The organism is Sphingomonas sp. NPDC092440 (assembly GCF_044754985.1).
Taxonomy (GTDB): Bacteria; Pseudomonadota; Alphaproteobacteria; order Sphingomonadales; family Sphingomonadaceae; genus Sphingomonas.
The window spans coordinates 200907-224700 of sequence record NZ_JBIVQA010000008.1; the positions used below are offsets into that span (position 1 = coordinate 200907).

The window sequence follows — 23794 nt, forward strand, 5'->3', positions numbered from 1 at the left end:
CCCTCCCTTGCAGGGAGGGGAAGCTAGATGCGTCTCCTGATCTTCGGCCCCGGCTATACCGCCACCCGCCTGATCGCCCGGCTTGCCGGCCAGGCGGAAATCGCCACCGTCACCCGCGAGACCTTCGCTGGCCGTGCGCGCGACATCGCGCGCGCCACGCACATCCTCTCCACCGTCCCGCCGGGCGAGGAAGACCCCGTCCTCGCGACCTATGGCAACCGGATCGCCGTCGCGGGCGCCTGGATCGGCTATCTTTCTTCCACCGGCGTCTATGGCGACACCGGCGGCGCCTGGGTCGACGAGACGGCGCCCATGGGCACCGGCCGCCGCACCGCGCGGGCACGGGCGGACGCCGCCTGGCTGGCGCTTGCCGGTGCGCATGTGTTCCGCCTGCCCGGCATCTACGGCCCCGGCCGCTCCCCGCTCGACCGCATCCGCGCTGGCGCCGCGCCGCGGATCGACCTGCCGGGCCAGGTGTTCAGCCGCATCCATGTCGACGACATCGTCGAGGGTGTGATCGCCGGCTTTGCCGGGCCGCCCGGCGCCTATAACCTGGCCGACGACCTCCCGGCCCCGCAGGGCGATGTCGTCGCCTATGGCTGCGCGCTGCTCGGGCTACCGGTTCCGCCGGCCGTCCCGCTGGAGACGGCAGGACTGAGTCCCCAGGCGCGCGCCTTCCATGCCGAGAATCGCCGCGTCGCGAACGGCAAGGCGAAGCGAGTGCTGGGCTGGCGCCCGCGCCATGCCGATTACCGGTTGGGCCTGCGCGCCCTCAGCGCCACCACCAGCCCCGCGAGCACCAGCCCCGCGCCGCCCTCGGCCAGCGCGGACCAGCGATAGCCTTCGAACAGCGTCGAGAAGAGCATCGCGATCACCGGGATCAGCACGCTGGTATAGGCCGCCTTGGCCGGGCCGATCGTGCGGATCAGGCGGAAATAGATGCTGAAGGTCAGCGCCGATCCCAGCACGCCGAGATAGAGGATGCCGCCCGCATAGCTGGGCCGGGGGTCGAATGTCGGCGGCCCCGCGGTGGCGAGCGCGAACAGCCCGTCGATCGCCGCCCCGCTCAGCATCGCCCAGCCGAGCATCGTCGCCATCGGATAGGCCTTGGCCGTATCGGTCGCCTGCATGATGTTGGCGATCGAGGCGCACATCACGCCGGCCAGCGCGATGGCGATGCCGAGCAGCGCCTGGGCCGGCCCCACCGGGCTCAGCCGCGCTTCGTGCAGGAACAGCAGGGCGACGCCCGTCATGGCAATCGCCGAGCCGATCACCAGCTGGCGCCCCATCTTCTGCCCGAGGAAGATCCGCGCGAGCACCGCATTGGGCACCAGCAGCAGCGCATAGACCACCGCCACCACGCCTGAGGTGATGTGCTGTTCGGCGCGATAGACGAAGTTGAAGTTGAACACGAACTGCGCGAGCCCGAGCAGCACCGCGAAGCGCACGCCCCGCGCATCGAGCCGCAGCCTGTCGCCGCGCAGCGCCGCCCAGGCGAGCATGGTCACGCCGGCCACCGCGAAGCGATAGGTGACCGACCAGCTCGGCGGCACCACCGAAAGCTGGTCGCGGATCACGATCCAGGTCGACCCCCAGATCAGCGTGACGATCGCGAAGGGGATCAGGACCGGGAGCCGGGCGGATTGGGGAGCGGCGGCCATCAATTCCTCCCCGGGCTTGTCTCGGGGAGGAATTGGGGAGAGCCCATCCTCACAACCCTGCAATCGCGTCGGCCAGCGGCCGTATCGCTTCCTCGGCCTGGTCCCAGCTGATCACCAGTCGCGCCTCGCCCACGCCCCAGTCGTAGAAATCGAAGCCGAGCGCGCGCAGCCTCGCCGCTTCCTCGGCACGCACCTTGAGGAACACTTCATTGGCCTCGACCGGATATACCAGCCGTTCCCCCGCCGCCCGGGCGAGCAGCTGCGCGCCGGCATTGGCCGCGCGGGCGTTCTTCAGCCACAGATCGTCCTCCAGCATCGCCAGGATCTGCGCCGCCAGATAGCGGCCCTTGGAGAAGAGCAGCCCCGCCCGCTTGCGGCGATAGAGCGTCGCCTCGGCCAGCTCGGGCCGGAAGAAGATCAGCGCCTCGGCGCTCATTCCGCCATTCTTGACGAAGCCGAAGCTCAGCGCGTCGACGCCCGCGCGCCAGGTCACGTCGCCGGGATGGCAGCCGAGATGCGCGACGGCATTGGCAAAGCGCGCGCCGTCCATGTGCAGCCCGAGCCCGCGCTCCTTGGCCAGCGCGCCGATCGCCGCCACTTCCTCGGGCGTATAGGCCAGGCCATATTCGGTCGCGTTGGTGATCGAGATCGCGTGCGGCTGCACCTGGTGCACGTCCGGGCGGATCGGATCGATCACCGCGCGGATCGCCGCGGGCGTCAGCTTGGAGCCGGGGCCCTCGCCGGCCAGCAGCTTGGCGCCGTGCGTGTAGAATTCGGGCGCGCCGCACTCGTCGACATTGATATGCGCCTCGCGGTGGCAGACCACCCCGCCATGAGGCGGGCAGAGCGCCGCCAGGGCGAGGCTGTTCGCCGCGGTGCCGGTGGGCACCCACAGCGCGCGCACCCGGGTGCCGAACAGGTCTGAAAAGGCGCCGTCGAGCGCCTGCGACCATTGGTCGCCGTCATAGGCGGTGTCGAGCCGGTTCACGCTTCCCAGCGCGGCGAGCACCTGAGGGCAGACGGCAGCGGCGTTGTCGGAGAAGAAGCGCATGGGAGCGGTCCATGCGAGGGGTGCGCCGCAACGTCAACAACGGGATTATGGGCGTCCCCGCGATTGACTTCCCCGATCCCGCATGCGAGCCGGGCTGCATATCGGCGGCCGGGACGGCGGCTGAGATTCTTTCGGCACGATGCCAAGGGAGATCTCAGATGCGCCGCTACGCCAATTCCCCGTTTCTCGGCCATGATTCGGTCGGCCATGGCCCGCAGAAGGTCATCGTGCTGCACGACTGGCACGGGGATCGCACGACCTACGACCCCATATTGCCCTATCTCGACCGCGACAGCTTCCAGTACGCCTTTGCCGATCTGCCCGGCTATGGCGCGTCTTGCGATCATCCCGTGCCGGCCGGCGTCGAGCCGCTGGCGCGCGCGGTCCTTGCCCTGGCCGACGGGCGGGGCTGGCGGCATTTCCATCTTGTCGGACACTCGCTGTCCGCGATGATAGCGCAATGCGCCGCCATGCTCGCGCCCGAGCGAGTCGCCAGCCTCACCGCCGTCTGCCCGCTGCCGGCCAGCGGATCGCCCGCGGATGACGAAGCGCTGGCATTCTTCGCCGCGACCGCCGGTAACGACGACGCCTTTCGCCGGCTGATGCGCTTCCTATCGGGCCCGCTCGCGGACGGATGGATCGAGGCCAAGCGGGTGCGCAGCCGCGCGGCCTCGGTCGCGGAGGTCAAAATGGCCTATTTGGATCTGTTCCGAACGGATTTCTCCGCGAAGCTGGCAGGGGCGGCGACGCGGGCCAATCTGATCCTCGGCGATCGCGATCCCGGCCTGGATGCCGCCACCATGGCCCCGCTGTTCGGGCGCTGGTACGCGGATCTCGCCGTGGCGACGGTCCGCAACTGCGGCCATTATCCGATGGAGGAGGCGCCGCCCGGTTTCGCGGCCATCCTGGAGCAGCTGCTGGTGCGGCAGGCGCGCGCATCCTGATGCGTGCGGCTGTCCCCTGGATGCGTGGCCATGCGCGTCAGGAGGACAGCGCGGACCGCCGCGCGCCGGTCACCGCTCCTCGCCGCGCCGATCGTCCGGGCGGAAGCGATCCGGCGGCGGCGACCCGTCCGGCCCCCGGTCGCGGCGCGCGGGGCGGGGCGCGTCGATCGGCGGCTCGCCCTGCGCGTCGGGATCGACGCCCTGCGGCACCACCTGGGTCTCGATCCCCGTCCCCTGGATGAAGTCGCCCACGCCGTTCAGCACATCGCCCAGCGTCACGTCGTTGCCGTCGGGCTCGGTCGTCGGCTCGGGCGGCGGGATGCGCAGGTCGAGCGCGCGGGTCATGAAGTCGCGCCACACGCGCGCGGGCAGGCCGCTGCCCGACAGGCCGGGATTGGGCGAATTGTCGTCATTGCCCAGCCACACGCCGCAGACGATGCCCCCGGCATAGCCGATGAACAGCGCGTCGCGATTGTCCTGGGTGGTGCCGGTCTTGCCATAGGTCGGGATCGGCAGCGCCGCGCCGCGCCCGGTGCCGTCCTCCACCACCGTGCCGAGCAGGCTGCGCAGGTCGTCGAGCTGGCGCCCGTTGAAGCGGGTGGGCCCGCCCAGCCGCTTGGCCAGCCAGTCGCTCGCCGCCTCGTCGTCGCTCAGGCCCTGCGGCCGCACCGGATAGGCGCCGTTGGCCACTGCGGCATAGGCGGCGGTCAGCTCGAGCAGCGACACGGTGGAGGTGCCGAGCGCGATCGAGGCGTCGTCGCCGATCGGCGTGGAGATGCCCAGGTCGCGTGCCGCCCGCGTCACTTCGCGCACGCCCAGCTTCTGGGTCAGCCGCGCGGCGACGACGTTGGAGGATTTGGCGAAGGCCTGGCGCAGCGTGATCTTGCCGGCATAGCTGCCATGCGAATTCTCCGGCTTCCAGTCGCCGATCTGGACCGGGCTGTCGTCGACGATCGTGTCGGGGTCCATGCCGCTGCGCAGCGCCGCCAGATAGACGAACAGCTTGAAGGTCGATCCCGGCTGGCGCCGTGCCTGGGTGGCGCGGTTGAACGGGCTCTCCGCATAGCTCTTCCCGCCCACCATCGCGATCACCCGGCCATCGGGATGCATCGCCACGATCGCGATCTGCGACTTCTTCAGCCCCGCGCCGCGCACCGCCCGCTCGGCGGCCTGTTGCGCGGCGAGCTCGAGCGTCGTCTGCACCGTCTGCTCGGTGCCGACCCCGCCGGCCCGGTCGCGGGCCTGGGGCAGCACCCAGTCGGCGAAATAAGTGCCGTTGGGCAGATCGTCTCTGGACCGAGTGACGTTGAGCACCGCCGGGCGGATCGATGCCGCCCGCCCCTTGGCGATCAGGCCGGCGTCGACCATCGCGCCGATCACCAGCTTCTGCCGCTCGCGCGCCCCCTTCAGGTTGCCGGTGGGGGCGAGCCGCGAAGGCGCCTGGACCAGCCCGGCCAGGAGCGTCGCCTGACTGAGGGTCAGGTCCTCGGGCTCGGTGCTGAAATAATGCCGTGCGGCGGCGCGCAGGCCGTACACATTGTCGCCGAAATAGACGTTGGAGAGATAGCGCGAGAGGATCTCGTCCTTGCTCAGCCAGGCTTCGAGCCAGAAGGCGATCAGCACTTCCTGCGCCTTGCGCCCGAAGGTGCGCTGCGAATTGAGGAAGGCGTTCTTGGCGAGCTGCTGGGTGATCGTGCTGCCGCCCTGCGAGCCGCCGCTCTGGGTGACGTTGTGCACGAACGCGCGCAGGATGCCGCGCGGATCGACGCCCCAATGGCTGTAGAAGCGCCGGTCCTCGATCCCGACGAACGCGTTGCGGACATGCGCGGGCAGCTTCGTCGCGTCCACCGGCTCGGCGATCACCGCGCCGCGCCGCGCGATCGGCCTGCCCTCGGCGGAGAGCAAGGTGATCGACGGCGGCGCCGGCGGCTGCAGCGACTTGGAGAGCGGCGCGGTCAGCGCCAGCCAGGCGATCGCGAGGAAGAACAGCAGGATGAAGCCGGCGACCGCCCAGCTCGCCCAGCGCAGCCAGTTCCGCTTCCGGACCACCACCGGCAGGTTGGTGGTGTAGCCGCCCGCCGGCAGCGGCTCGGCATGGCCCGGCTGGATCGGTGGCGGCGGAGGGGGTGGCGGGGGCGGCGCGGCGCGGCGCCAGCGCGGGGCATAGTCCCCGGGCGGGGGCATGCCGCCGGAAAGCTCGAGCGGTGGCTCCTGTCGTTGCGGGCGCACCCGCCTGAGCGCGTCGCCCACGATTCCCTCGAGCGATGGCGGACGCCAGGCGCGCGGCTCCGGCCTGGCCGCCGGAGCGGGCGCCGGCTCGAAATCGTCGCCGGACCGGCGCAACGGAAAACGGACGTTCCTCGGATCGTTCCCGTCAGCCATCAGTCGTCGATTCCGCCGCTCGCATGCGGTCCTTTTAGCGCAGCATCTGTATTACTACAATAATACAGTTGATTACGGCACCGGCACGAAGGCGAGGTGCTGATAATCATAGCTGAAGTCGGCGAGCGGCGAGAGCGGCTTCATCGTCACGCCGGCCACCTTGCCGTCCTGGATCTGGAAGCTGACCACGGCGTCCTCGCCGGCATCCTTGGCGAAGCGGGTGCGGAAGCTGTCCGGGCCCCAGGGCTCGAGCGCGCTCTTGAAGACGGGAGTCGGCACGAAGTCGATCCACAGCCTGCCGCCCTTCTGGCTCACCACCACGTCGCCATACCAGGGGTCGCGATAGCGCCCGGCATAGGCGGCCAGCGGCAGCGCGGGGCCGCCGGCCGGCGCCTTGTCCACGCCGCCCTCGACGCTCGCCAGCGCCTCGTCCTGCGCTGCCTTCTGGCGGGTGCGGTAGCTCGCCACCCAGTCGAACGCCGGCGCGTCGATCAGCCGGTCGAGGATCGCGTTGCGGATCGCGGCGGAGACGCTCTCCTCGACATTGCTCAGCACCGAGACGCCGATGCCGCGCGACGGGAGCATCCCCGAATAGGTCACCTGGCCGGACAGTCCGCCGCTATGCTGGATCATCCGCATGCCGCGATAGTCCTGCACGAACCAGCCAAGCGCATAGGCGGCGAGCACCGGTCGTGCCGGGTTGGTGTCGGTCGGCCCGTCGCTTGCCGCGGTGATGGTCTGCGGCTTCCACATCTCCTTGGCCTGTTCGGGCGACCAGAGCTGCTTGCCGTCGGGCAGCTTGCCCTGGGCCAGCTGCACCTGCAGCCATTTCGCCATGTCGCTGATGCTGGCGTTGATCCCGCCCGCGGCGTCGACCATCGGGCCCTCGTCTGGCTGCACCACTTCGAGCTTGCCGATCCCGCGCACCGGCGGCCCCAGCCGCGCGTGCCGGCCGGCGACATTGTCGGTCCGGAGCGATTCGCGCGATCCCACCGCGTCGGCCATGCCGAGCGGCGCGAACAGCCGCGCCTCGACGAACTTGTCCCAGGCCATGCCGGCGACTCGTTCGATCAGCAGGCCGGCGACGATGTAGAGGATATTGTCATAGTCGTAGCCGGCCCGGAAGCCGCGCGCCGGCTTCAGATAGGGCAGCGCCTTGAGCACGTCCGCGGCGACATGGGTGCCGGCGGGGAAGAACATCAGGTCGCCGGCGCCCAGGGGCAGTCCGGAGCGATGCACGAGCAGGTCGCGCACCGTCATCATCCGGGTGACGGCGGGATCGGACATGCGGAACTCGGGCAGGTGCTGCACCACCGGGTCTTCCCAGCCGAGCTTGCCCGCGTCGACGAGCAGCGCCAGCGCGGCGGCGGTGAATGCCTTGGAGTGCGACGCGATGCCGAAGCGGGTATGCGCGTCCACTGCGCCCGGCTTGCCGAGCGTGCGCACGCCATAGCCCTTCACGAACGCGGGCGCGCCGGGGCGGACGATCGCCACGGCGATGCCCGGCGTCGCGAAGGCGGCCATGAAGGGCCGGACGATCGCGTCGACCGCGGCCTCGTCGAGCGCGGCGGCAAGAGCCAGCCGCGGAAAGGCGACCGTGGCGGCGCCGCCCAGCGAAAGCGCCAGCGCCGTGCGCCGGTCGATGGTGAAGCCGCTCATATCTCTATTCCCCGCAAGACCTTGTTGCGGGAATGCTAGCGCGCCCCACCAACTTCGTCACCCCGGCCTTGAGCCGGGGTCCCGCTGCCTTGCCCGCGAAAGAAGAAGCGGGATCCCGGCTCAAGGCCGGGATGACGGGGTAAGGAAACCGAAGATGACCTAGGCCAGCAGCTCCACATCCCAGTAGAGCCAGTCGCGCCAGGTATCGTGCAGGTAATTGGGGGGGAAGCGCCGGCCATGCTCCTGGAGCTGCCAGCTGGTCGGCCGGATCGGCTGGAGATAGAGGGGCATCGCGGCCTGTTGGGGAGTGCGCCCGCCCTTTTTGAGGTTGCACGGCGCGCAGGCGGTGGCGACATTTTCCCAGGTGGTGCGCCCGCCCTGGGCGCGGGGAATGACATGGTCGAAGGTGAGGTCGCGATGGCTGCCGCAATATTGGCAGGAGAATTTGTCGCGAAGGAAGAGATTGAAGCGGGTGAAGGCGGGGAATTGCGAAGGCTTCACATATTGTTTGAGCGCGATGACCGAAGGGAGCTTCAGCCTCGCGCTGGGACTTCGCACTTCCCGCTCGTAATAGGAGACAACGTCCACCCGTTCGAGAAACAGCGCCTTGACCGCCGTCTGCCAGGGCCACACGCTCAGCGGATAATAGCTCAGGGGCGTATAGTCCGCGTTGAGCACAAGGGCAGGGCAGCTGTCCGGATGGCGGATCAGATCGGGATGATACATGCGCTCCCTCGCCCAAATTATGGTGCCCCGCCTCTTGCCGAGAAGCGTGACGCGCTGATGACAGCATATGCCGCGACTCGCGGTCAAGGGCCGGTTTGATGGTTATCCACACGCGTTTCGCGCCGAGCCCGACGGGGCGGCTGCACCTCGGCCATGCCTGGTCGGCCATCCAGGCGCATGATCATGCGCGGGCGCAGGGCGGGCGCTTCACGCTGCGCATCGAGGATATCGACGGCACCCGCTCGCGGCCCGAGCATGTCGAGGCGATATTGCGGGACCTGGAATGGCTCGGCCTGGGCTGGGACGGCGAGGTGACCTGGCAGTCCCGGCGGTTGCACCTCTATGCCGAAGCGCTCGACCGGTTGCGTGCGGCGGGCCTGCTCTATCCCTGCTTCTGCACCCGCGCCGACATCGCCGCCAGCGCATCGGCGCCGCATGGGCCGGAAGGCGCGCGCTATCCCGGCACCTGCCGCGGACTGGAAGCGCCGGACCTCTCCCGGCCGCATTGCTGGCGGCTCGACATGGCCAGGGCGCTCCAATTCCTCCCCCAGCTTGCTGGGGGAGGGGGACCACGCCCGCAGGGCGTGGTGGAGGGGTGCGGCGGTTTACCGCCGCATGCCGCGTCGGCCCCTCCACCATCGCTGCGCGATGGTCCCCCTTCCCGAGACGAGCTCGGGGCGGAATTCCTTTGGTGGCACGATGCCCATGCCGGCCACGTCCGCGCCGATCCCGCCGCCGCGGGCGACGTCGTCCTCGCCCGCAAGGACGCGCCCGCCAGCTATCATCTCGCCGTCACCGTCGACGACGCCGCCCAGGGCATCACCCATGTCGTGCGCGGGGTGGATCTGTTCGCCGCCACCCATGTCCACCGCCTGCTCCAGGCGCTGCTCGGCCTGCCGACGCCCGAATATCGCCATCACCCGCTGCTGGCCGGCCCCGACGGCAGCCGCCTTGCCAAGCGCCACGGCGCGCCGAGCCTGGAGGCGCTGCGGCTGGCGGGCGAGGACGGCCGGGCGCTCGCCGAGCGGTTGCGCGCCGGGCAACTGCCGGTTGGCATCGCCGCCACGGGGGCGTAAGCTGGCGGGATGTTCTTCCTCGCCATCCTGCTCGTCGCCGCGATGTTCGCGACTCTGTTCGTCCTCATCAAGGGGCTGGTGAACATGGCGGGCACCACCAGCCAGGACCTGGAGGGGCATGGCGACGGCCCGAGCCCGCGCGCGCTCAAGTCGCAGAAGCTGATGCAGCAACGCATCCTGCTCCAGGCGGTGGCGATCGCGGTGGCCGCGATCATCCTGTTCGTCATGTCGGCCAAGGGCTGACGCGCCGGGGCCGGCGGGCCCCTTTCCAAGACCCCCGACCGCGAAGGTCCCCGCGATGACTCTCCAGACCTGGTGGCTGTTCGTCATGGCCGTGTTCCTGCTTTCCGGAACGCCCGGCCCCAACATGCTCCACATCCTCCAGCGCAGCGTCGATTTCGGCGTGCGGCGGACCGTGGCGGCGATGGCCGGCTGCCTGGCCGGGCTGATGACGATCCTCACCGCTTCCGCCGCCGGCCTCACCGCGCTGCTGCTCGCCATTCCCGGCGCGTTCGAAGTGCTGCGCTGGCTCGGCACCGCCTATCTCGTCTGGCTCGGCATCAAGGCCTGGCGGGCCGATCCGACGCCGCTCGATGTCGGCGACGATGCCGCGCTCGCCGACAGGCACCTCAGCCCCGCCCAGCTCTTCCGCGGTGGCTTCGCGATCAGCATCTCCAATCCCAAGGCCCTGCTCTTCGCCGCCGCCTTCTTCCCCCAGTTCGTCAGCGCCGCCGCGCCCAAGCCGCCCCAGTTCGCGATCCTGGTGCTCACCTTCGCGGTGGTCGAGTGTTTCTGGTACGCCGTCTATGCGCTGGGCGGGCGCGGCCTGGCCCGCCATCTCGCCCGGCCGGCGCTCAAGAAATGGTTCAACCGGCTGACCGGCACGATCTTCATCGGCTTCGGCGTGTTGCTGCTGCGTTTCCGCCACGCCTGAGGCCCGCTGCGCCTCTATAAAGCAGGGGTAACCAGCAGGATGCCCCAATGACCCTCGGAACCTTCATCGCTCCCGACGAAGCGCTGCACGATCTGCCGGATCCCGCCGCGGCGCTCGGCATCGAGATCCTGTCGGGCTATCAGGCGTGCCACGACATGCACCCGCAGCTCGGCCAGAACCGCATCTTCGATCGCATCGCCGGCACGGTCGGTGCCCTGAGCCTGGCCTGTGAGGACCAGTGTTCACCGCAATATTATTACGACATCGTCCGCACCCTGCGCGACTATCACGGGCAGTTCGACCGCGTGGTCGAGGTGGGTGTGTTCATGGGCGGCTCCACCGCCTATCTCGCCGGCTGCATCGAGGCGTTCGACTTCGATCTCGACCTAGTCGACATATCCGCCGAATATCTGCGCTTCGCCCATGAGCGCGTCCGCCGCATGTTCCCCGACGCCGCGCGCCGTATCCGCCTCTTCCATGGCGACGTGCCCGCTTATGTCCGCCATGTGATGCTTGAAGAGCGCGGCCGTCGGAACATCGTCCATCACGACGGCGACCATAATTTCGAGCAGGTGGTGAAGGATCTCTCGGCGCTCTCCTTCGTGCGTGAGGATCTGGTCGCGCTGATCGCGCAGGACACGCATCTGCGCGGCACACCCCGGTTCATGAACTTCGTCGACATGGCGCTCTACGCCGTGTTCGGGACCGAACTGAACTATGCGCCGATCGGCGCCGCCTATCATGGCGAAAACGAGATGACGCAGCCCAATCGCTATCAGGGTAATTACTTCATGCCCGGCGTGGCCGAGGGCGTGGTGCTGCCGATGGCGGCCAATCGCTTCCTCTACCCGCACCCGCTGCTCGGCGCGGAGCATTTCCTGCCCCCGCCGCGCGCAACGCTGGACGCGGCCGCCTGACCGCGCGAGGCCTCCCCGGCCCTGGCTCGGGGAGGCATTTGAATCGCCGCGGCCCCCGGCCTATCCTCGCGCCATGGTCAAGCTCAACAAGATCTACACGCGCACCGGCGACGACGGCACCACCGGCCTGGTCGACGGCTCGCGCATTTCCAAGGCCGATGCGCGCATGGCGGCGATCGGCGATGTCGACGAGGCGAATTGCGCGATCGGCGTCGCCCGCGCCACGCTTGGCCATCATGCGTTCGGCGGCATGCTCGCCCACATCCAGAACGACCTGTTCGACCTTGGCGCCGATCTCGCCACTCCGGACGGGATCGAAGGCGCGCTGCGCATCACCCCGGCCCAGGTGACCTGGCTCGAGGAGCGGATCGATCACATCAACTCGGCGCTCGCGCCGCTGACCAGCTTCGTGCTGCCCGCCGGCGCCCCGGGCGCGCCCGAGCTTCACCTCGCCCGCGCCGTCACCCGCCGGGCCGAGCGCGCCGCGGTCGCGGCCGGCGCGGCCGGGCTGCCGCTCGCCTATCTCAACCGGCTGTCGGACCTGCTCTTCGTCGCCGCCCGGGCAGTGAACCAAAGCGAGGCCGGCGACGTTCTATGGGTGCCGGGGGCGTCCCGCTGACCTATATTTTCTCCGGTTGACGGGCGGAGGCCTGTTGGATTAGGAGAACATAATGCGAACGGAAACGGGATCGGTGCCGGCTTCCAGCGCCCTGGGCGCGAAGTTCCACCGTACCCGCGCATTGAGCGAGGCGCTGGTCCGGCCACTCTCCGATGCCGATGCGACGATCCAGTCGATGGACGATGCCTCGCCCGCCAAATGGCACCTCGCGCACACCACCTGGTTCTTCGAGACCTTCGTGCTGCGCGACCATGTGCCCGGCTATGCGCTGTTCGACGCGCGCTGGCCCTTCCTGTTCAACAGCTATTACGAGGCGGAGGGCCGGCGCCATGCGCGCCCGCGCCGCGGCATGCTGTCGCGCCCCACGCTGGACGAGATCCGTGCCTGGCGCGCCCATGTCGATGCCGCGCTGGCGGATGCGCTGCCCGATCTTCCGCCGGCGGCCCGGGCGCTGGTGCTGCTCGGCTGCAACCATGAGGAGCAGCACCAGGAGCTGCTGCTCACCGACATCCTCCACCATTTCTCGGTCAACCCGCTCGAGCCCGCCGTCTGGCAGGGCGCGCCCAAGGTGCCGGTGGCGATGCCCGGCCCGATCGGCTGGATCGCGGGGCTGGAGGGGCTGGTCGCGGTGGGAGTAGAGCCGACCGAGCCGATGGCCATTGTCGCGGACGGCGGCTTCGCCTTCGATTGCGAGGGGCCGCGCCACCACGCGCTGCTCACGCCCCATGCCATTGCCGATCGCACCGTCACCAACGGCGAATGGGCGGCCTTCATCGCCGATGGCGGCTATCGCGATCCGCGCCACTGGCTGTCCGACGGCTGGGCCTGGGTGCAGAAGGAGGGCGTGGAGGCGCCGCTCTACTGGCGGCGGGACGGGGATGTCTGGACCCGGTTCGGGCTCGACGGCCGCCGCCCGGTCGATCCCGCCGCGCCGGTCACCCATGTCAGCTTCTTCGAGGCGGATGCCTATGCCGGCTGGGCGGGCGCGCGCCTGCCCACCGAATTCGAATGGGAAGCGGCCGCCGCGGCGCATGATCCGGCCGGCGGCAACCAGCTCGACGCCGCCGGCCCGGTCGAGCCGCATCCTTCGGCGGGTGGCCCCGCCTTTTTCGGCGATGTCTGGGAATGGACCGGCAGCGCCTATCGCCCCTATCCCGGCTTCCGGCCGGCGGCGGGCGCGGTGGGCGAGTATAATGGCAAGTTCATGAGCGGCCAGTTCGTGCTGCGCGGATCCTCCTGCGCCACGCCGCGCGGCCATTCCCGCGCGAGCTACCGCAACTTCTTCTACCCCCATCAGCGCTGGCAATTCACCGGCGTGCGCCTGGCGAAGGATCTCTAGTGATCCTCCCGCGCCAGCACATCTTCGCCGTCATCCCCGCCTGCGCGCGGATGACGATCAAAATCGGAAAGGCCGGCCAATCATGCTGAAGCAGGAACTTGAAGACGGCCAGACCAGCCTGGCCGATCCGCATTTCCGCGCCGATGTGCTGAGCGGCCTCGCCGCGCGGCCGCGCGCCATTCCCGCGCGCTGGTTCTATGATCGCCGCGGCTCCGAGCTGTTCGAGGAGATCACCCGGCTCCCCGAATATTATCCCACCCGCACCGAGACGGCGCTGCTGCGCGAGACCGGGCCGGAGCTCGGCGCGCTCGCCGCGCGGGGGGCGGCGGTGGTCGAGTTCGGCTCGGGCTCGTCGGTGAAGACGCCGCTGCTGCTGCGCGCCATCGATCCGGCCGCTTATGTGCCGATCGACATTTCGGGCGACTTCCTCCGCCAGTCCGCCGCCGAGCTGGGCCAGGCCTTTCCGGGCCTGCCGGTCCATCCGGTCGAGGCCAATTTCCTGCGCCCCGTGCCGCTGCCCGGGCAAGTGGCGGGCATGCCCAAGCTCGGCTTCTTCCCGGGCTCGACGATCGGCAACATGCAGGCCTTCCACGCGGTCGACCTGCTGCGCGCGATGCGCGACTGGCTGGGCGAGGGGGCGCGACTGTTGATCGGGATGGACCGGGTGAAGCCGGCGGAGGTGCTGGTCCCGGCCTATGACGATGCCCAGGGCGTCACTGCGGCGTTCAACCGCAACCTGCTCACGCGGATCAACCGCGAGCTGGGCGGCACGATCCCGGTCGAGGCGTTTCGCCATGTCGCATTGTGGAACGACGACGCCGCGCGGATCGAGATGCACCTGGAGGCGGCGCGCGACGTGGAATTCACCGTCGAGGGGCGCGCCTTCGCGATGGCCGCGGGCGAGACGATCCACACCGAGAACAGCCACAAATATGGCCGCAACGGCGCCCGCATGCTGCTGCGCGCCGGCGGCTGGACGCCGATCCGCGAATGGACCGATCCGAACGACTGGTTCGCGCTGATCCTCTGCGAGGCCCAGCCGCTGCGGATGGCGCCTTAGGTCGAGGACTCATGGTCTTGCTTCGTCACCCCGGCCTTGCGCCGGGGTCTCGCCATCTCGCCAGGGCAGGAAGAAGCGGGATCCCGGCGCAAGGCCGGGATGACGGTAGAGAATCAGGTACTTGTTCGGGTTCTCAACCTGGGCTTCTTAATTCCTCCCCGAGCTCGTCCCGGGGAGGAATTGAAGCCCTCAATTCAGCCCGCGCCGCCCGTCGAGCATCCGGCCCAGCGCCACGAACAGGTAGATGGCCGGCGGCACCAGCACCACGCTCAGCACCACCTTGGTGAGCATCTGGCCGACCAGCAGCTCGCCGATCGGGAACACGCCGTAAAAGGCGACGGAGATGAAGATCAGCGTGTCGGCGATCTGGCTCAGCACCGAAGCGATCGCGGCGCGGAGCCAGAGCAGCCGGCCGCCGCCGCTCTTGAGCGCCGAGAAGATGGTGACGTTGAGGATCTGCGAGATGCCATAGGCGATGATCCCGCCCAGCCAGATGCGCGGCGTGCCCGCCATCATCAGCTCGAAGGCGTGGAGCCGGTCGGGCTCCATGCTCGGCGACGCGGGCAGGCCGAGGACGAGGATCGACAGCAGGACCGAAGTGACCAGCGGCACGAAGCCGAGCAGCACCAGCCGCCGCGCCGTGTCCGGCCCGTGCAGCTCGGCGACTGCGCTGGAGACCGAGACGAGCAGCAGGAAGGCGAAGATGCCCGCCTCGACCGCGAGCGGGCCCACGCCCACCCAGTTGCCGATCTGCGAGATCGGCCCGAGCGAGACCTGCTTGTTGCCGAGCACGCCGGCGATGCAGACCATGCCGCCATAGAAGATCGATAGGAAGAAGAGCGAACGCGGGATGCGGATAGTGTCCATGGCCGGACGCTAGCGGGAAATGTCCGCGCCGCAAGTCCCCGGCACCGGCGCGCGATGAATTCCGCTTGACAATGTTCTCTATCTGTTCTAGTTGGGCCGTGGACGTCCGATCATCTCGATTCTGCAACCTCCCGCCGGCTGTTCGCGCCGCGCGGGGACGCGAAGCGTGCGCTCGCGCGGGCGCACGCATGGGCCCACGCGAGCGGTTCCGAACTTTGTGACCTTCCGTGGCAAAGCGCTCGCGGGGAACGGAATCGGCTGCCTCTGGCCTTGCCGTAGCGAGCGTGTATGGTGGGAGGCTTGGGCGTACGCCTTGGGGGAATAAGCAGTTGAATCAGTTTCCGATCGGCATCTTCGGCGTGGTCGCGATCCTTGGCATCGCCTTCCTGCTCTCGTCGGACAAGCGCGCGATCAACCTGCGCATCGTCGGTGCCGCCTTCCTGCTGCAGGCGGGCATCGCCGCGCTGGTGCTGCGCACGAGCTGGGGCCAGGCGGCGCTGCACGGCATGTCCAACGGCGTCTCCGCGCTGCTCGGCTATGCGGGCGCCGGCACCAGCTTCCTGTTCGGGCCGCTCGCCAAGCCCGAGCTGGGGGGGCAGAGCTTCGCGATCGCGGCGCTGCCGGTGATCATCTTCTTCGCCGCGCTCGTGTCGATCCTCTATCATCTCGGCGTGATGCAGTTCGTGATCCGCTGGATCGGCGGCGCGATCGAGAAGGTGGTGGGCACCACCAAGGTCGAATCGCTGTGCGCGGCGGCGAACATCTTCGTCGGCCAGAGCGAATCGCCGCTCGTCATCCGCCCCTATCTCGCCCGGCTCACTCCTTCGCAGCTCTTCGCGGTGATGAGCGTCGGCATGGCGGGCGTCGCCGGCACGATCCTCGCCGCCTATGCCAGCCTGTTGGGGCCGACGGCGCTCCCCTATCTGCTGGCCGCGTCGTTCATGGCGGCGCCGGGCGGCCTGCTGATGGCCAAGATCATCATGCCCGATGCGCCGGCCAAGGAAGGCGAGCTGCCGCTCGGCGACCAGGCCGAGGACGAGGCGATCCGGATCGCCGAGCACGATATCGAGGAAGAGCGCGCCGCCAACCTCATCATGGCCGCGGCGACCGGCGCCTCGACCGGCGTCAAGATCGCCGTGGCGGTGGGGGCGATGGTGCTCGCCTTCGTCGCGCTGGTGGCGCTCGCCAACGGCCTGCTCGCCGGCGCGGGCAATTGGATCTACGAGCTGAGCGGCCATGCCGCCTGGGCGGAGGTTTTCCAGAATCTCAGCTTCCAGAAGATCATCGGCACGGTGTTCGCGCCGGTGATGTATCTGCTCGGCATCTCGTGGCACGAGGCGACGGCGGCGGGCGGGCTGTTCGGCACCAAGGTCGTGCTCAACGAGTTCGTCGCCTTCATCGATCTGGGCGCGATGACCGATCTCGCCCCGCGCACCCGGGCGATCATCACCTTCGCGCTGTGCGGCTTCGCCAATTTCAGCTCGATCGCGATCCAGATGGCGGCGACGGGCAGCCTGGCGCCCAACCAGCGGCCCATGATCGCCAAGCTCGGCATCCGCGCGCTGATCGCGGGCAGCCTGGCGAACCTGATGAGCGCCGCGCTGGCGGGGCTGCTGCTCCCCTGATCCGGTCCGGCCGCGTTAACTTTTTGGTTACCGGCCGCTCGGTAGAGATCGGGTAAATCCGCGGGAACAACGCTGCGCCGGGGGCGCGCTGGGCCCGCGATAACAACCGACATCGGATGGAGAGCGGGTCGCGCGCCATCGAACGTTCGTGCCGCGGGCTTCGTCGCGGAACGATCGCCCGATGTGCGTTCTCCAGGCATCTTGCTGGAGTGCTGCGTGACCAGTTTGCTTGCTTCGGGCCCGGACGTTCGTCCGCTGCGTATCCTGCGACGATCCCCGCCGACGCCCGGCGAGGAAGCGCTCGGCCGGGTGGGGAGCTGCCTGCAAATCGCCTTCCCGCAGGCCGATGCCGCGGGAAGGCCGGCACGCCCGCATTTACCACGGATCGTTGTGCCTTCGAAACGTTACAGACATCTGCCGGACGCATGTTCTCCGCGGGTCACCATCAACACGCCGTCGGAGGCAGACATCCGCACCGAAATCTCCTTCCAGCCCGAAGTGCCCGTCATGGAACGTCGAATCGACGATCGCTCGAAAATCTCGGTCTATCGGTCCGCGATGCTGCGGTGGGGCGGCTATGAGGCGCTCTGCCTGATCCGCAACATCTCGCCCGGCGGCCTGATGGGGAAGCTCCATACCGACTTGCCGCCCGCCGAGCCGGTGACGGTGGAGATCCGCTCGGGCAACAGGATATCCGGGCGCATCGCCTGGTCGGCGGACGGGATGATCGGCGTGCAGTTCGACGAACGCATCGACGTGCTCGAAGTGCTCCACGCGCCGGTGCATGGCGAGCCGGGGCTGACCCAGCGCATGCCGCGGCTGCGCATCGCCTGCCCGGTGAGCCTGGTGGCCGAGGGCATGCGGGTGAGCGTCACGCTGGTCGACGTGTCGCAGGGCGGCGTGAAGGTCGAGGCCGATTTCCTCCGCGAAGGCGACGCGGTGACCGTGGGCGTCCATGGGCTCGATCCGCGGCGCGGCGTGGTGCGCTGGGCGCATGACGGCCGGGCGGGGATCGGTTTCCTCGCCGCGATCCCCTTCGACACGCTCGCCAGATGGGCGCTCGATCGTCAGGCCGAGCTGGCCGGGGAGGGGGCCGAGGCCCAGATCTAGGACCCTACTCTTGCTTCGTCACCCCGGCCTTGCGCCGGGATGACGGCAGAGAACGGATATCTGTCCGGGTTCCGAACCTAGCGCGTCGGCACCGGCTCCGCGCCCGTATAGTCGTAGAAGCCGCGCTTGGTCTTGCGGCCATACCAGCCGGCCTCGACATATTTGACCAGCAGGGGCGCCGGGCGGAACTTGGGATCGCCCGTGCCTTCGAACAGCACGCGGGTGATCTCGAGACAGGTATCGAGCCCGATGAAGTCGGCGAGGGTGAAGGGCCCCATCGGATGGTTGAGGCCGAGCTGGCAGGCCGCGTCGATGTCCGGGATCGTCGCCACGCCTTCGCCCAGCGCGAAACAGGCCTCGTTGAGCATCGGCATCAGCACCCGGTTGACGATGAAGCCCGGCGCGTCATTGGCATGGACGATGCGCTTGCCGAGCGACTGGCCAAAGGCCTCGACCGCCGCGACGGTGCCGTCCGATGTCGCCAGGCCGCGGATCAGCTCGATCAGGCCCATCACTGGCACCGGGTTGAAGAAATGCACTCCCATGAACCGGCCGGCATCGGGCGCGGCCTGGGCGAGGCGAGTGATCGGGATCGACGAGGTGTTGCTGGCCAGGATCGCCTGCGGGCCCAGCACCTTGCCGACATTCTCGAAGATCTGGCGCTTGATCGCCTCCCGCTCGGTCGCGGCCTCGATGACGAGGTCGCAGGGGGCAAAGCCATCGGTGCCGCCGACACAGGTGATCCGGCCGAGCGCGGCTTCGGCATCGGCCTGGGCGATCTTCTCCTTCTCCACGGCGCGGGCGAGCTGCCTGGCGATCCCCGCCTTGCCGGCTTCGGCCCGCGCCTGATCGACGTCCGACAGCAGCACGGCATAGCCCGCCTGGGCCGAAACTTGCGCGATGCCCGCGCCCATCTGCCCCGCACCGATCACGCCCACCGTCTTCATCATCTGTCTCCTTTGTCGCAGGCTCCTACCCGGTGATCGGCGAATCGGCTAGGCTCGCCGCCATGTCGATCCTCGCGCTCCTCCTCGCCATGCCGGTCCCGCAGGACGGTCCGGAAAAGCTCTATGGCGATTGGGCGGTCGCCTGCGACAATCTGCACGGCTGCGAGATGACCTCGCTCTATCCCGGCGACCAGGCCGTGCCCGAAGAGGGTTCGGGCTATGACGCGAGCATGGCGCTCACCCGCGGCGCCGGTCCGGCGGGGGCGTTCACCGTGCAGGTCTGGCCTTCCGGCAAGCTGGACGGCAAGGCCATCCTCCAGGTCGACGGAGTCGCGATCGCCGCCGCGGCCGCCGCCGCCGGCGACAGCGCGACCTTTCGGGGCGCCGATGCCGCGAAGATCGCCGCCGCCCTGCCCAACGGCAAGGAAGCGGCGCTGGTCGGTGCCGCCGGCCAGGTCGTGGCCCGCATCTCGCTTGCCGGCTCCTCGGCCGCGCTGCGCCATATCGATGCCGATCAGGGGCGGGCCGGCACGGTGACCGCGGTGGTGGCCAGGGGCGGCAAGCCCGCCGGCGCGGTGCCCGCCGCCCGGCCGCCCGAGCGCATAGCGGCCCTTCGTCCTTCGGGGACTCCCGCCGGCGTCTCCAGGGCCCTGCGCGCGACGCTGGAGAAACAGAGCGATTGCGACGGGCTGTATGACGGGGCCGAGACCGTGCCCGAAGTCGCCACCTATGCGCTGGGCGGCGGCAAGACGCTGGCGCTGATTCCCTGCGGCGCGGGGGCCTATAACTACAGCACCGTCGCCTTCGTGCTGGCGGGCGGCAAGGCGGTGCGCGCGGCGTTCGACGACGGCAATGACGGCATGCTGGTCAATGCCGGCTTCGACAAGGCGGGCGTCCTCTCCACTTTCGCCAAGGGGCGCGGCGTGGGCGATTGCGGCCAGAGCCAGGCCTATGTCTGGGATGGCGCGCGCTTCCGGCGGACCGAGGAGCGGGTGATGCGCGAATGCCGGGGCTCCGCCAACTGGCTTGCCACCTACCGCGCGACCGCGGTGTTTCGCTGACAAGTTGCGGGACCCGCCCACCGGCCCTATGGGCCGCGCATGACCAACGCCCCCGATCCCGCGCTGCTCGCCAAGGCCGAAACGCTCGTCGAGGCGCTGCCCTATCTGCAGCGTTATGCCGGCGCGACCTTCGTCGTGAAATATGGCGGCCACGCAATGGGCGATCCCGAGCTGCAGCGTGACTTCGCCGAGGACGTGGTGCTGCTGAAGGCCGTGGGCATCAATCCGATCGTCGTCCATGGCGGCGGGCCCCAGATCGGCGCGATGCTCAAGCGGCTGGGCGTCGAATCGAACTTCGTCGGCGGGCTCCGCGTGACCGATTCGGAGACGGCGAAGATCGCCGAGATGGTCCTCGCCGGATCGATCAACAAGGAGATCGTCAGCTGGATCGGCGCCGCGGGCGGCCGCGCGGTCGGCATTTCGGGCAAGGATGCCGGGCTCGTCACCGCGGAGAAGGTGACCGGGCGCGAGGCCGATCCGCTCCAGGGCATCGAGCGCCATGTCGACCTGGGCTTTGTGGGCGAGCCGACCGGCGTCAATCCGGCGATCCTCCATTCGCTGGCGGCGCAGGGCTTCATCCCCGTGGTCGCGCCGATCGCGCTGGGTGCGGACGGCCACACCTACAACATCAACGCGGACACCATGGCCGGCGCGATCGCCAGCGCCTGCGGCGCCTCGCGCTTCTTCCTGCTCACCGACGTGGCCGGCGTGCTCGACAAGTCGGGCGAACTGATGACCGACCTCGATCCGGCGCGCATCGCCGCGCTCAAGGCCGACGGCACGATCAAGGGGGGCATGATCCCCAAGGTCGAGACCTGCGTGCATGCCGTCGAGCAGGGCGTCGACGCGGCGGTGATCCTCGATGGCCGCGTGCCGCACGCTATGCTGCTGGAGATCTTCACGCGGCGCGGCGCGGGCACGCTCGTCCACGCCTGATCCATGGGGTGCGCCGGGCCGCCCGGCGAGCCGCGCCCCCGGTTCATCGAACCCGCACAAGCGCGCGCCGGGGTTGTTGCGGGGCGCGGCATTCCCTAATCTGTGCCGCAAGAGACCTCGGAGAGCGCTTTGATCCCCTTCCTACTCATGATCCTCGACATCATCGGCTTCCTGCTGTCGGCGCTGAGCATCGTCATCATCGTGCAGGCAATCCTGTCGTGGCTGATCGTGTTCAACGTGATCAACCTCTACAACGAGTTCGTCCGCTCGGTCTGGCAGGCGCTCGAAGTGATCACGCGGCCGATCTATCGCCCGATCCGGAGGATCCTGCCCGATTTCGGCGCGCTCGACCTGAGCCCGCTCGTGGCGCTGCTGATCATCTACGTGCTCAGCAACTTCGTCCTGCCCACGCTCGCGGCGCAGTTGGCCTCCGCGGCCTATTGAGCCTGGGATGCCGGCCTGGCGGCGCCTGGCGGACGGGATCGAGATCGCCGTCCGGGTGACGCCGCGCGCGTCGCGCGATGCCTTTGCGGCGGGCACCGGCGAGCATTTCGCCGCCCGGCTCGCCGCGCCGCCGGTGGATGGCGCAGCCAATGCCGCGCTGGTGCCGCTGGTGGCGAGCGTCTTCGGCGTGCCGAAGCGCGCGGTGACGCTGATCGCGGGCGATACGGCGCGGCACAAGCGGCTTCGCGTGGCGGGCGATCCCGCGGCGCTGGAAGATATCGCGCACAGGCTCTATGGCGGGGCGCATGACGGCTGAGATCATCGACGGCAAGGCGTTCGCCGCGGGCCTGCGCGCCCGCGTGGCGGAACTGGTTCCCGCGTTCCGGGAAAGGGCGGGGCGCGCGCCCGGGCTTGCCGTGGTGCTGGTGGGCGAGGATCCGGCGTCCGCCGTCTATGTCCGCTCCAAGGGCAGGATGACGCGCGAGTGCGGCATGGAGAGCTTCGAGCACAAGCTGGGCGCCGACACGACCCAGGCGACGCTGATCGCGCTGGTCGACAAGCTCAATGCCGATCCCGAGGTGGACGGCATCCTCGTCCAGCTGCCGCTGCCGAAGCATATCGACGAGCAGGCGGTGCTCACCCGGATCGATCCGGACAAGGATGTCGACGGCTTCCACCCGGTCAATGCCGGGCGGCTGGCGACCGGGCTGCACGGCTTCGTGCCCTGCACCCCGCTCGGCTGCCTGATGCTGCTCGAGGACCGGCTGGGCGATTTGAGCGGGCTCGACGCGGTGGTGATCGGCCGCTCGAACATCGTCGGCAAGCCGATGGCGGCGCTGCTGACCCGCGCGAGCGCGACGGTGACGCTAGTCCATTCCAGGACGCGCAATTTGCCGCACTATCTGAAGCATGCCGATATCGTCGTCGCGGCGGTGGGCCGGGCGCATTTCGTCAAGGGCGAGTGGCTGAAGCCGGGCGCGACGGTGATCGACGTGGGCATCAACCGGACGGACGCGGGCCTGGTCGGCGATGTCGACTTCGACAGCGCGGCGAGCGTGGCGGGCGCGATCACGCCGGTGCCGGGCGGCGTCGGGCCGATGACGATCGCCTGCCTGCTGCGCAACACCCTGGTCGCGGCGCACCGCAATGCCGGCGTGCCGCTGGCCAAGGGCGCGATATGATCCTTGCCGCGCTGATCCTCCAGGCCGCGGCGCCGCAGAGCGCTGTCGATGCCGAGCGCGCATTCAACGCGGCGGCCCAGGCCAAGGGCCAGTGGACGGCGTTCCGCGAATATGCGGCGGAGGGCGCGACGATGCTCGTGCCGCAGCCGGTGAAGGCGCAGGACTGGCTGAAGGATCGCAAGGATCCGCCAAGGTCCATCACTTGGTGGCCGACGGAGAGCTATGTTTCATGCGACGGCAACTATGCGGTGAACAGCGGCGGCGTGCGTTGGCCGGGCGGTAAGGTCGGTTATTTTACGACCGTCTGGAAGCGCCAGGTAGATGGCAGCTGGCAATGGCGGCTCGACCATGGCGACAAGCTGAAAAGCGATCGCGGCCGCCCGGTCGAGCCGAAGCTGGTCCGGGCATCCTGCGCACCGTTGCCGCAGCCGATTATGTCGTCGATCCTCTCGACCCCGGGTGCGAAGCTGGGGGATGGTGCTTCATCCGACGGGACGATCCGGTGGCATTGGCAGGTTACGCCCGATGGCGCGCGCATATTCACCGTGTGGATCTGGAATGGCGACGCGTTCGAGGTATGCGTTTCCGACGGAGTGGCTGCACCGAAATGATCGAGCTGTTCATTTCCGCCTTCGTCACCTTCTTCGTGGTGATCGATCCGCCCGGCTGCGCGCCGATCTTCGCGGGGCTCACCGCCGGCACCAGCGCGGCGCATCGCCGGGCGATGGCGGTGCGCGCGGTGGTGGTCGCCGCGGTCATCCTGTTCGGCTTCGCGCTGTTCGGCGAGGTGCTGCTGCGCGCGCTCGGCATCAGCCTCAACGCCTTCAAGATCGCCGGCGGCATCATGCTGTTCCTGATCGCGCTCGAAATGGTGTTCGAGAAGCGCACCGAGCGGCGCGAGGACCGGGCCGAGAAGGTGAAGGCCAGCGAGCCGACCGACATCTCGATCTTCCCGATGGCGATGCCGATGATCGCGGGCCCCGGCTCGATCGCCTCGGTGATGCTGCTGATGTCGCAGAACAATGGCGTCGAGCGGACGACGGTGGTGCTGGCGGCGATGGCGGCCATCCTGCTGCTCACCATGCTGGCGCTGCTCGCCGCCGGTCCGCTGATGCGCGTGGTGGGGGCGAAGATCGAGGCGGTGGTGTCGCGGCTGCTCGGCGTGCTGCTGGGCGCGCTGGCGGTGCAGTTCGTGATCGACGGGATCAGCGCGGCGCTGGTCGCGGGGCGGGCGGCGACGGGGCACTGAGGCCCC

25 protein-coding genes are annotated in these 23794 nt (G+C 69.2%); 18 read left to right on the plus strand and 7 right to left on the minus strand.

All coding sequences use genetic code 11. The features are described from left to right. Positions 1-27: 27 nt before the first annotated feature. On the plus strand, positions 28-840 hold the full coding sequence (locus ACIQCS_RS15615; RefSeq protein ID WP_345849085.1) for an NAD(P)-dependent oxidoreductase: 813 nt from the start codon (positions 28-30) through the stop codon (positions 838-840). Here the strand turns inward: ACIQCS_RS15615 and ACIQCS_RS15620 are convergent. Together ACIQCS_RS15620 and ACIQCS_RS15625 are read right to left on the minus strand one after the other, a co-directional pair. Then, positions 750-1661, minus strand: a complete 912-nt coding sequence (locus tag ACIQCS_RS15620) for an EamA family transporter (RefSeq protein ID WP_345849084.1) — start codon at positions 1659-1661, stop codon at positions 750-752. The genes ACIQCS_RS15615 and ACIQCS_RS15620 overlap by 91 nt on opposite strands. 49 nt (positions 1662-1710) lie before the next feature. Further along, a complete protein-coding gene (locus ACIQCS_RS15625) occupies positions 1711-2712 on the minus strand; it encodes a beta-eliminating lyase-related protein (RefSeq protein ID WP_345849083.1) in 1002 nt (333 codons plus the stop codon). A gap of 158 nt (positions 2713-2870) precedes the next feature. Between ACIQCS_RS15625 and ACIQCS_RS15630 the strand changes: the two genes are divergently transcribed. After that, positions 2871-3656 (plus strand): alpha/beta fold hydrolase, encoded by a 786-nt coding sequence (locus ACIQCS_RS15630; protein WP_401531276.1) that lies wholly within the window; start codon positions 2871-2873, stop codon positions 3654-3656. 69 nt (positions 3657-3725) lie between these two features. On the opposite strand, the gene ACIQCS_RS15635 is transcribed toward ACIQCS_RS15630, so the two are convergent. The 3 genes from ACIQCS_RS15635 to ACIQCS_RS15645 form a co-directional block, all read right to left on the minus strand. Continuing rightward, positions 3726-6038, minus strand: a complete 2313-nt coding sequence (locus ACIQCS_RS15635; RefSeq protein ID WP_345849080.1) for a transglycosylase domain-containing protein — start codon at positions 6036-6038, stop codon at positions 3726-3728. Between the two features lie 72 nt (positions 6039-6110). Further along, positions 6111-7697: a serine hydrolase gene (locus tag ACIQCS_RS15640; protein WP_345849078.1), complete on the minus strand. Its 1587-nt coding sequence runs from the start codon at positions 7695-7697 to the stop codon at positions 6111-6113. 159 nt (positions 7698-7856) lie between these two features. Then, positions 7857-8423, minus strand: a complete 567-nt coding sequence (locus ACIQCS_RS15645) for an HNH endonuclease (protein WP_280280475.1) — start codon at positions 8421-8423, stop codon at positions 7857-7859. 98 nt (positions 8424-8521) lie between these two features. On the opposite strand from ACIQCS_RS15645, the gene ACIQCS_RS15650 reads away from it, so the two are divergent. From ACIQCS_RS15650 to egtD, 7 genes are all read left to right on the plus strand, one after another. Further along, positions 8522-9499 (plus strand): glutamyl-Q tRNA(Asp) synthetase, encoded by a 978-nt coding sequence (locus ACIQCS_RS15650; protein ID WP_345849076.1) that lies wholly within the window; start codon positions 8522-8524, stop codon positions 9497-9499. A 9-nt stretch (positions 9500-9508) separates the two neighbouring features. After that, a complete protein-coding gene (locus tag ACIQCS_RS15655; RefSeq protein ID WP_086127450.1) occupies positions 9509-9742 on the plus strand; it encodes a twin transmembrane helix small protein in 234 nt (77 codons plus the stop codon). A gap of 55 nt (positions 9743-9797) precedes the next feature. Beyond that, complete coding sequence (locus tag ACIQCS_RS15660) at positions 9798-10433, plus strand: LysE family translocator (RefSeq protein WP_345849072.1); 636 nt, start codon at positions 9798-9800, stop codon at positions 10431-10433. A 47-nt stretch (positions 10434-10480) separates the two neighbouring features. Continuing rightward, a complete protein-coding gene (locus ACIQCS_RS15665; protein ID WP_345849069.1) occupies positions 10481-11350 on the plus strand; it encodes a CmcI family methyltransferase in 870 nt (289 codons plus the stop codon). A gap of 73 nt (positions 11351-11423) precedes the next feature. Then, the gene (locus ACIQCS_RS15670) at positions 11424-11969 is read left to right on the plus strand and encodes a cob(I)yrinic acid a,c-diamide adenosyltransferase (protein ID WP_345849068.1); all 546 of its coding nucleotides are present in this window, start codon (positions 11424-11426) and stop codon (positions 11967-11969) included. A 52-nt stretch (positions 11970-12021) separates the two neighbouring features. Further along, positions 12022-13308 carry an ergothioneine biosynthesis protein EgtB gene (gene egtB, locus ACIQCS_RS15675; protein WP_345849066.1) on the plus strand — a complete coding sequence of 429 codons (1287 nt, stop codon included), beginning with the start codon at positions 12022-12024 and terminating at the stop codon, positions 13306-13308. An 82-nt stretch (positions 13309-13390) separates the two neighbouring features. Continuing rightward, entirely contained in the window at positions 13391-14368 is a 978-nt protein-coding gene (gene egtD / locus ACIQCS_RS15680) for an L-histidine N(alpha)-methyltransferase (protein WP_345849065.1), read from the plus strand. Between the two features lie 189 nt (positions 14369-14557). Here the strand turns inward: egtD and ACIQCS_RS15685 are convergent, their stop codons facing one another. Continuing rightward, on the minus strand, positions 14558-15235 hold the full coding sequence (locus tag ACIQCS_RS15685; RefSeq protein WP_280280482.1) for a queuosine precursor transporter: 678 nt from the start codon (positions 15233-15235) through the stop codon (positions 14558-14560). A 329-nt stretch (positions 15236-15564) separates the two neighbouring features. On the opposite strand from ACIQCS_RS15685, the gene ACIQCS_RS15690 reads away from it, so the two are divergent. Next, positions 15565-16860, plus strand: a complete 1296-nt coding sequence (locus tag ACIQCS_RS15690) for a nucleoside transporter C-terminal domain-containing protein (protein ID WP_345849063.1) — start codon at positions 15565-15567, stop codon at positions 16858-16860. 507 nt (positions 16861-17367) lie between these two features. Next, positions 17368-17970, plus strand: coding sequence for a PilZ domain-containing protein (locus ACIQCS_RS15695; RefSeq protein ID WP_345849061.1), 603 nt, complete (start codon positions 17368-17370; stop codon positions 17968-17970). A 77-nt stretch (positions 17971-18047) separates the two neighbouring features. Here ACIQCS_RS15695 and ACIQCS_RS15700 read toward each other — a convergent pair whose 3' ends face one another. Then, positions 18048-18917: a 3-hydroxyacyl-CoA dehydrogenase NAD-binding domain-containing protein gene (locus tag ACIQCS_RS15700; RefSeq protein WP_280280485.1), complete on the minus strand. Its 870-nt coding sequence runs from the start codon at positions 18915-18917 to the stop codon at positions 18048-18050. 32 nt (positions 18918-18949) lie between these two features. Here ACIQCS_RS15700 and ACIQCS_RS15705 point away from each other — a divergent pair, with 32 nt between their 5' ends. From ACIQCS_RS15705 to ACIQCS_RS15735, 7 genes are all read left to right on the plus strand, one after another. Beyond that, positions 18950-19978, plus strand: a complete 1029-nt coding sequence (locus ACIQCS_RS15705; protein ID WP_401531282.1) for a DUF1176 domain-containing protein — start codon at positions 18950-18952, stop codon at positions 19976-19978. A gap of 39 nt (positions 19979-20017) precedes the next feature. Further along, positions 20018-20914, plus strand: coding sequence for an acetylglutamate kinase (argB, locus tag ACIQCS_RS15710; protein WP_345849057.1), 897 nt, complete (start codon positions 20018-20020; stop codon positions 20912-20914). 147 nt (positions 20915-21061) lie between these two features. Beyond that, the gene (locus tag ACIQCS_RS15715) at positions 21062-21358 is read left to right on the plus strand and encodes a YggT family protein (protein ID WP_345849055.1); all 297 of its coding nucleotides are present in this window, start codon (positions 21062-21064) and stop codon (positions 21356-21358) included. Positions 21359-21365: 7 nt separating this feature from the next. Further along, positions 21366-21674 (plus strand): DUF167 domain-containing protein, encoded by a 309-nt coding sequence (locus ACIQCS_RS15720; RefSeq protein ID WP_345849054.1) that lies wholly within the window; start codon positions 21366-21368, stop codon positions 21672-21674. After that, complete coding sequence (folD, locus tag ACIQCS_RS15725) at positions 21664-22539, plus strand: bifunctional methylenetetrahydrofolate dehydrogenase/methenyltetrahydrofolate cyclohydrolase FolD (RefSeq protein ID WP_345849052.1); 876 nt, start codon at positions 21664-21666, stop codon at positions 22537-22539. Before ACIQCS_RS15720 ends, folD begins: the two co-directional genes overlap by 11 nt. Further along, complete coding sequence (locus ACIQCS_RS15730; RefSeq protein ID WP_345849051.1) at positions 22536-23150, plus strand: hypothetical protein; 615 nt, start codon at positions 22536-22538, stop codon at positions 23148-23150. The genes folD and ACIQCS_RS15730 overlap by 4 nt, the downstream gene beginning before the upstream one ends. After that, entirely contained in the window at positions 23147-23788 is a 642-nt protein-coding gene (locus ACIQCS_RS15735) for a MarC family protein (protein WP_294051967.1), read from the plus strand. The genes ACIQCS_RS15730 and ACIQCS_RS15735 overlap by 4 nt, the downstream gene beginning before the upstream one ends. Positions 23789-23794 lie beyond the last annotated feature (6 nt).

Coding starts and splice junctions, on each gene's coding strand:
- ACIQCS_RS15620 (WP_345849084.1), bottom strand. CDS start 1,661: ATGGCCGCCGCTCCCCAATCCGCCCGGCTCCCGGTCCTGATCCCCTTC.
- ACIQCS_RS15715 (WP_345849055.1), top strand. CDS start 21,062: ATGATCCTCGACATCATCGGCTTCCTGCTGTCGGCGCTGAGCATCGTC.
- argB (WP_345849057.1), top strand. CDS start 20,018: ATGACCAACGCCCCCGATCCCGCGCTGCTCGCCAAGGCCGAAACGCTC.
- ACIQCS_RS15660 (WP_345849072.1), top strand. CDS start 9,798: ATGACTCTCCAGACCTGGTGGCTGTTCGTCATGGCCGTGTTCCTGCTT.
- ACIQCS_RS15645 (WP_280280475.1), bottom strand. CDS start 8,423: ATGTATCATCCCGATCTGATCCGCCATCCGGACAGCTGCCCTGCCCTT.
- ACIQCS_RS15695 (WP_345849061.1), top strand. CDS start 17,368: ATGGAACGTCGAATCGACGATCGCTCGAAAATCTCGGTCTATCGGTCC.
- ACIQCS_RS15615 (WP_345849085.1), top strand. CDS start 28: ATGCGTCTCCTGATCTTCGGCCCCGGCTATACCGCCACCCGCCTGATC.
- ACIQCS_RS15655 (WP_086127450.1), top strand. CDS start 9,509: ATGTTCTTCCTCGCCATCCTGCTCGTCGCCGCGATGTTCGCGACTCTG.
- ACIQCS_RS15640 (WP_345849078.1), bottom strand. CDS start 7,697: ATGAGCGGCTTCACCATCGACCGGCGCACGGCGCTGGCGCTTTCGCTG.
- ACIQCS_RS15665 (WP_345849069.1), top strand. CDS start 10,481: ATGACCCTCGGAACCTTCATCGCTCCCGACGAAGCGCTGCACGATCTG.
- ACIQCS_RS15720 (WP_345849054.1), top strand. CDS start 21,366: ATGCCGGCCTGGCGGCGCCTGGCGGACGGGATCGAGATCGCCGTCCGG.
- ACIQCS_RS15700 (WP_280280485.1), bottom strand. CDS start 18,917: ATGAAGACGGTGGGCGTGATCGGTGCGGGGCAGATGGGCGCGGGCATC.
- ACIQCS_RS15735 (WP_294051967.1), top strand. CDS start 23,147: ATGATCGAGCTGTTCATTTCCGCCTTCGTCACCTTCTTCGTGGTGATC.
- egtD (WP_345849065.1), top strand. CDS start 13,391: ATGCTGAAGCAGGAACTTGAAGACGGCCAGACCAGCCTGGCCGATCCG.
- ACIQCS_RS15685 (WP_280280482.1), bottom strand. CDS start 15,235: ATGGACACTATCCGCATCCCGCGTTCGCTCTTCTTCCTATCGATCTTC.
- ACIQCS_RS15650 (WP_345849076.1), top strand. CDS start 8,522: ATGGTTATCCACACGCGTTTCGCGCCGAGCCCGACGGGGCGGCTGCAC.
- ACIQCS_RS15670 (WP_345849068.1), top strand. CDS start 11,424: ATGGTCAAGCTCAACAAGATCTACACGCGCACCGGCGACGACGGCACC.
- egtB (WP_345849066.1), top strand. CDS start 12,022: ATGCGAACGGAAACGGGATCGGTGCCGGCTTCCAGCGCCCTGGGCGCG.
- folD (WP_345849052.1), top strand. CDS start 21,664: ATGACGGCTGAGATCATCGACGGCAAGGCGTTCGCCGCGGGCCTGCGC.
- ACIQCS_RS15630 (WP_401531276.1), top strand. CDS start 2,871: ATGCGCCGCTACGCCAATTCCCCGTTTCTCGGCCATGATTCGGTCGGC.
- ACIQCS_RS15730 (WP_345849051.1), top strand. CDS start 22,536: ATGATCCTTGCCGCGCTGATCCTCCAGGCCGCGGCGCCGCAGAGCGCT.
- ACIQCS_RS15635 (WP_345849080.1), bottom strand. CDS start 6,038: ATGGCTGACGGGAACGATCCGAGGAACGTCCGTTTTCCGTTGCGCCGG.
- ACIQCS_RS15625 (WP_345849083.1), bottom strand. CDS start 2,712: ATGCGCTTCTTCTCCGACAACGCCGCTGCCGTCTGCCCTCAGGTGCTC.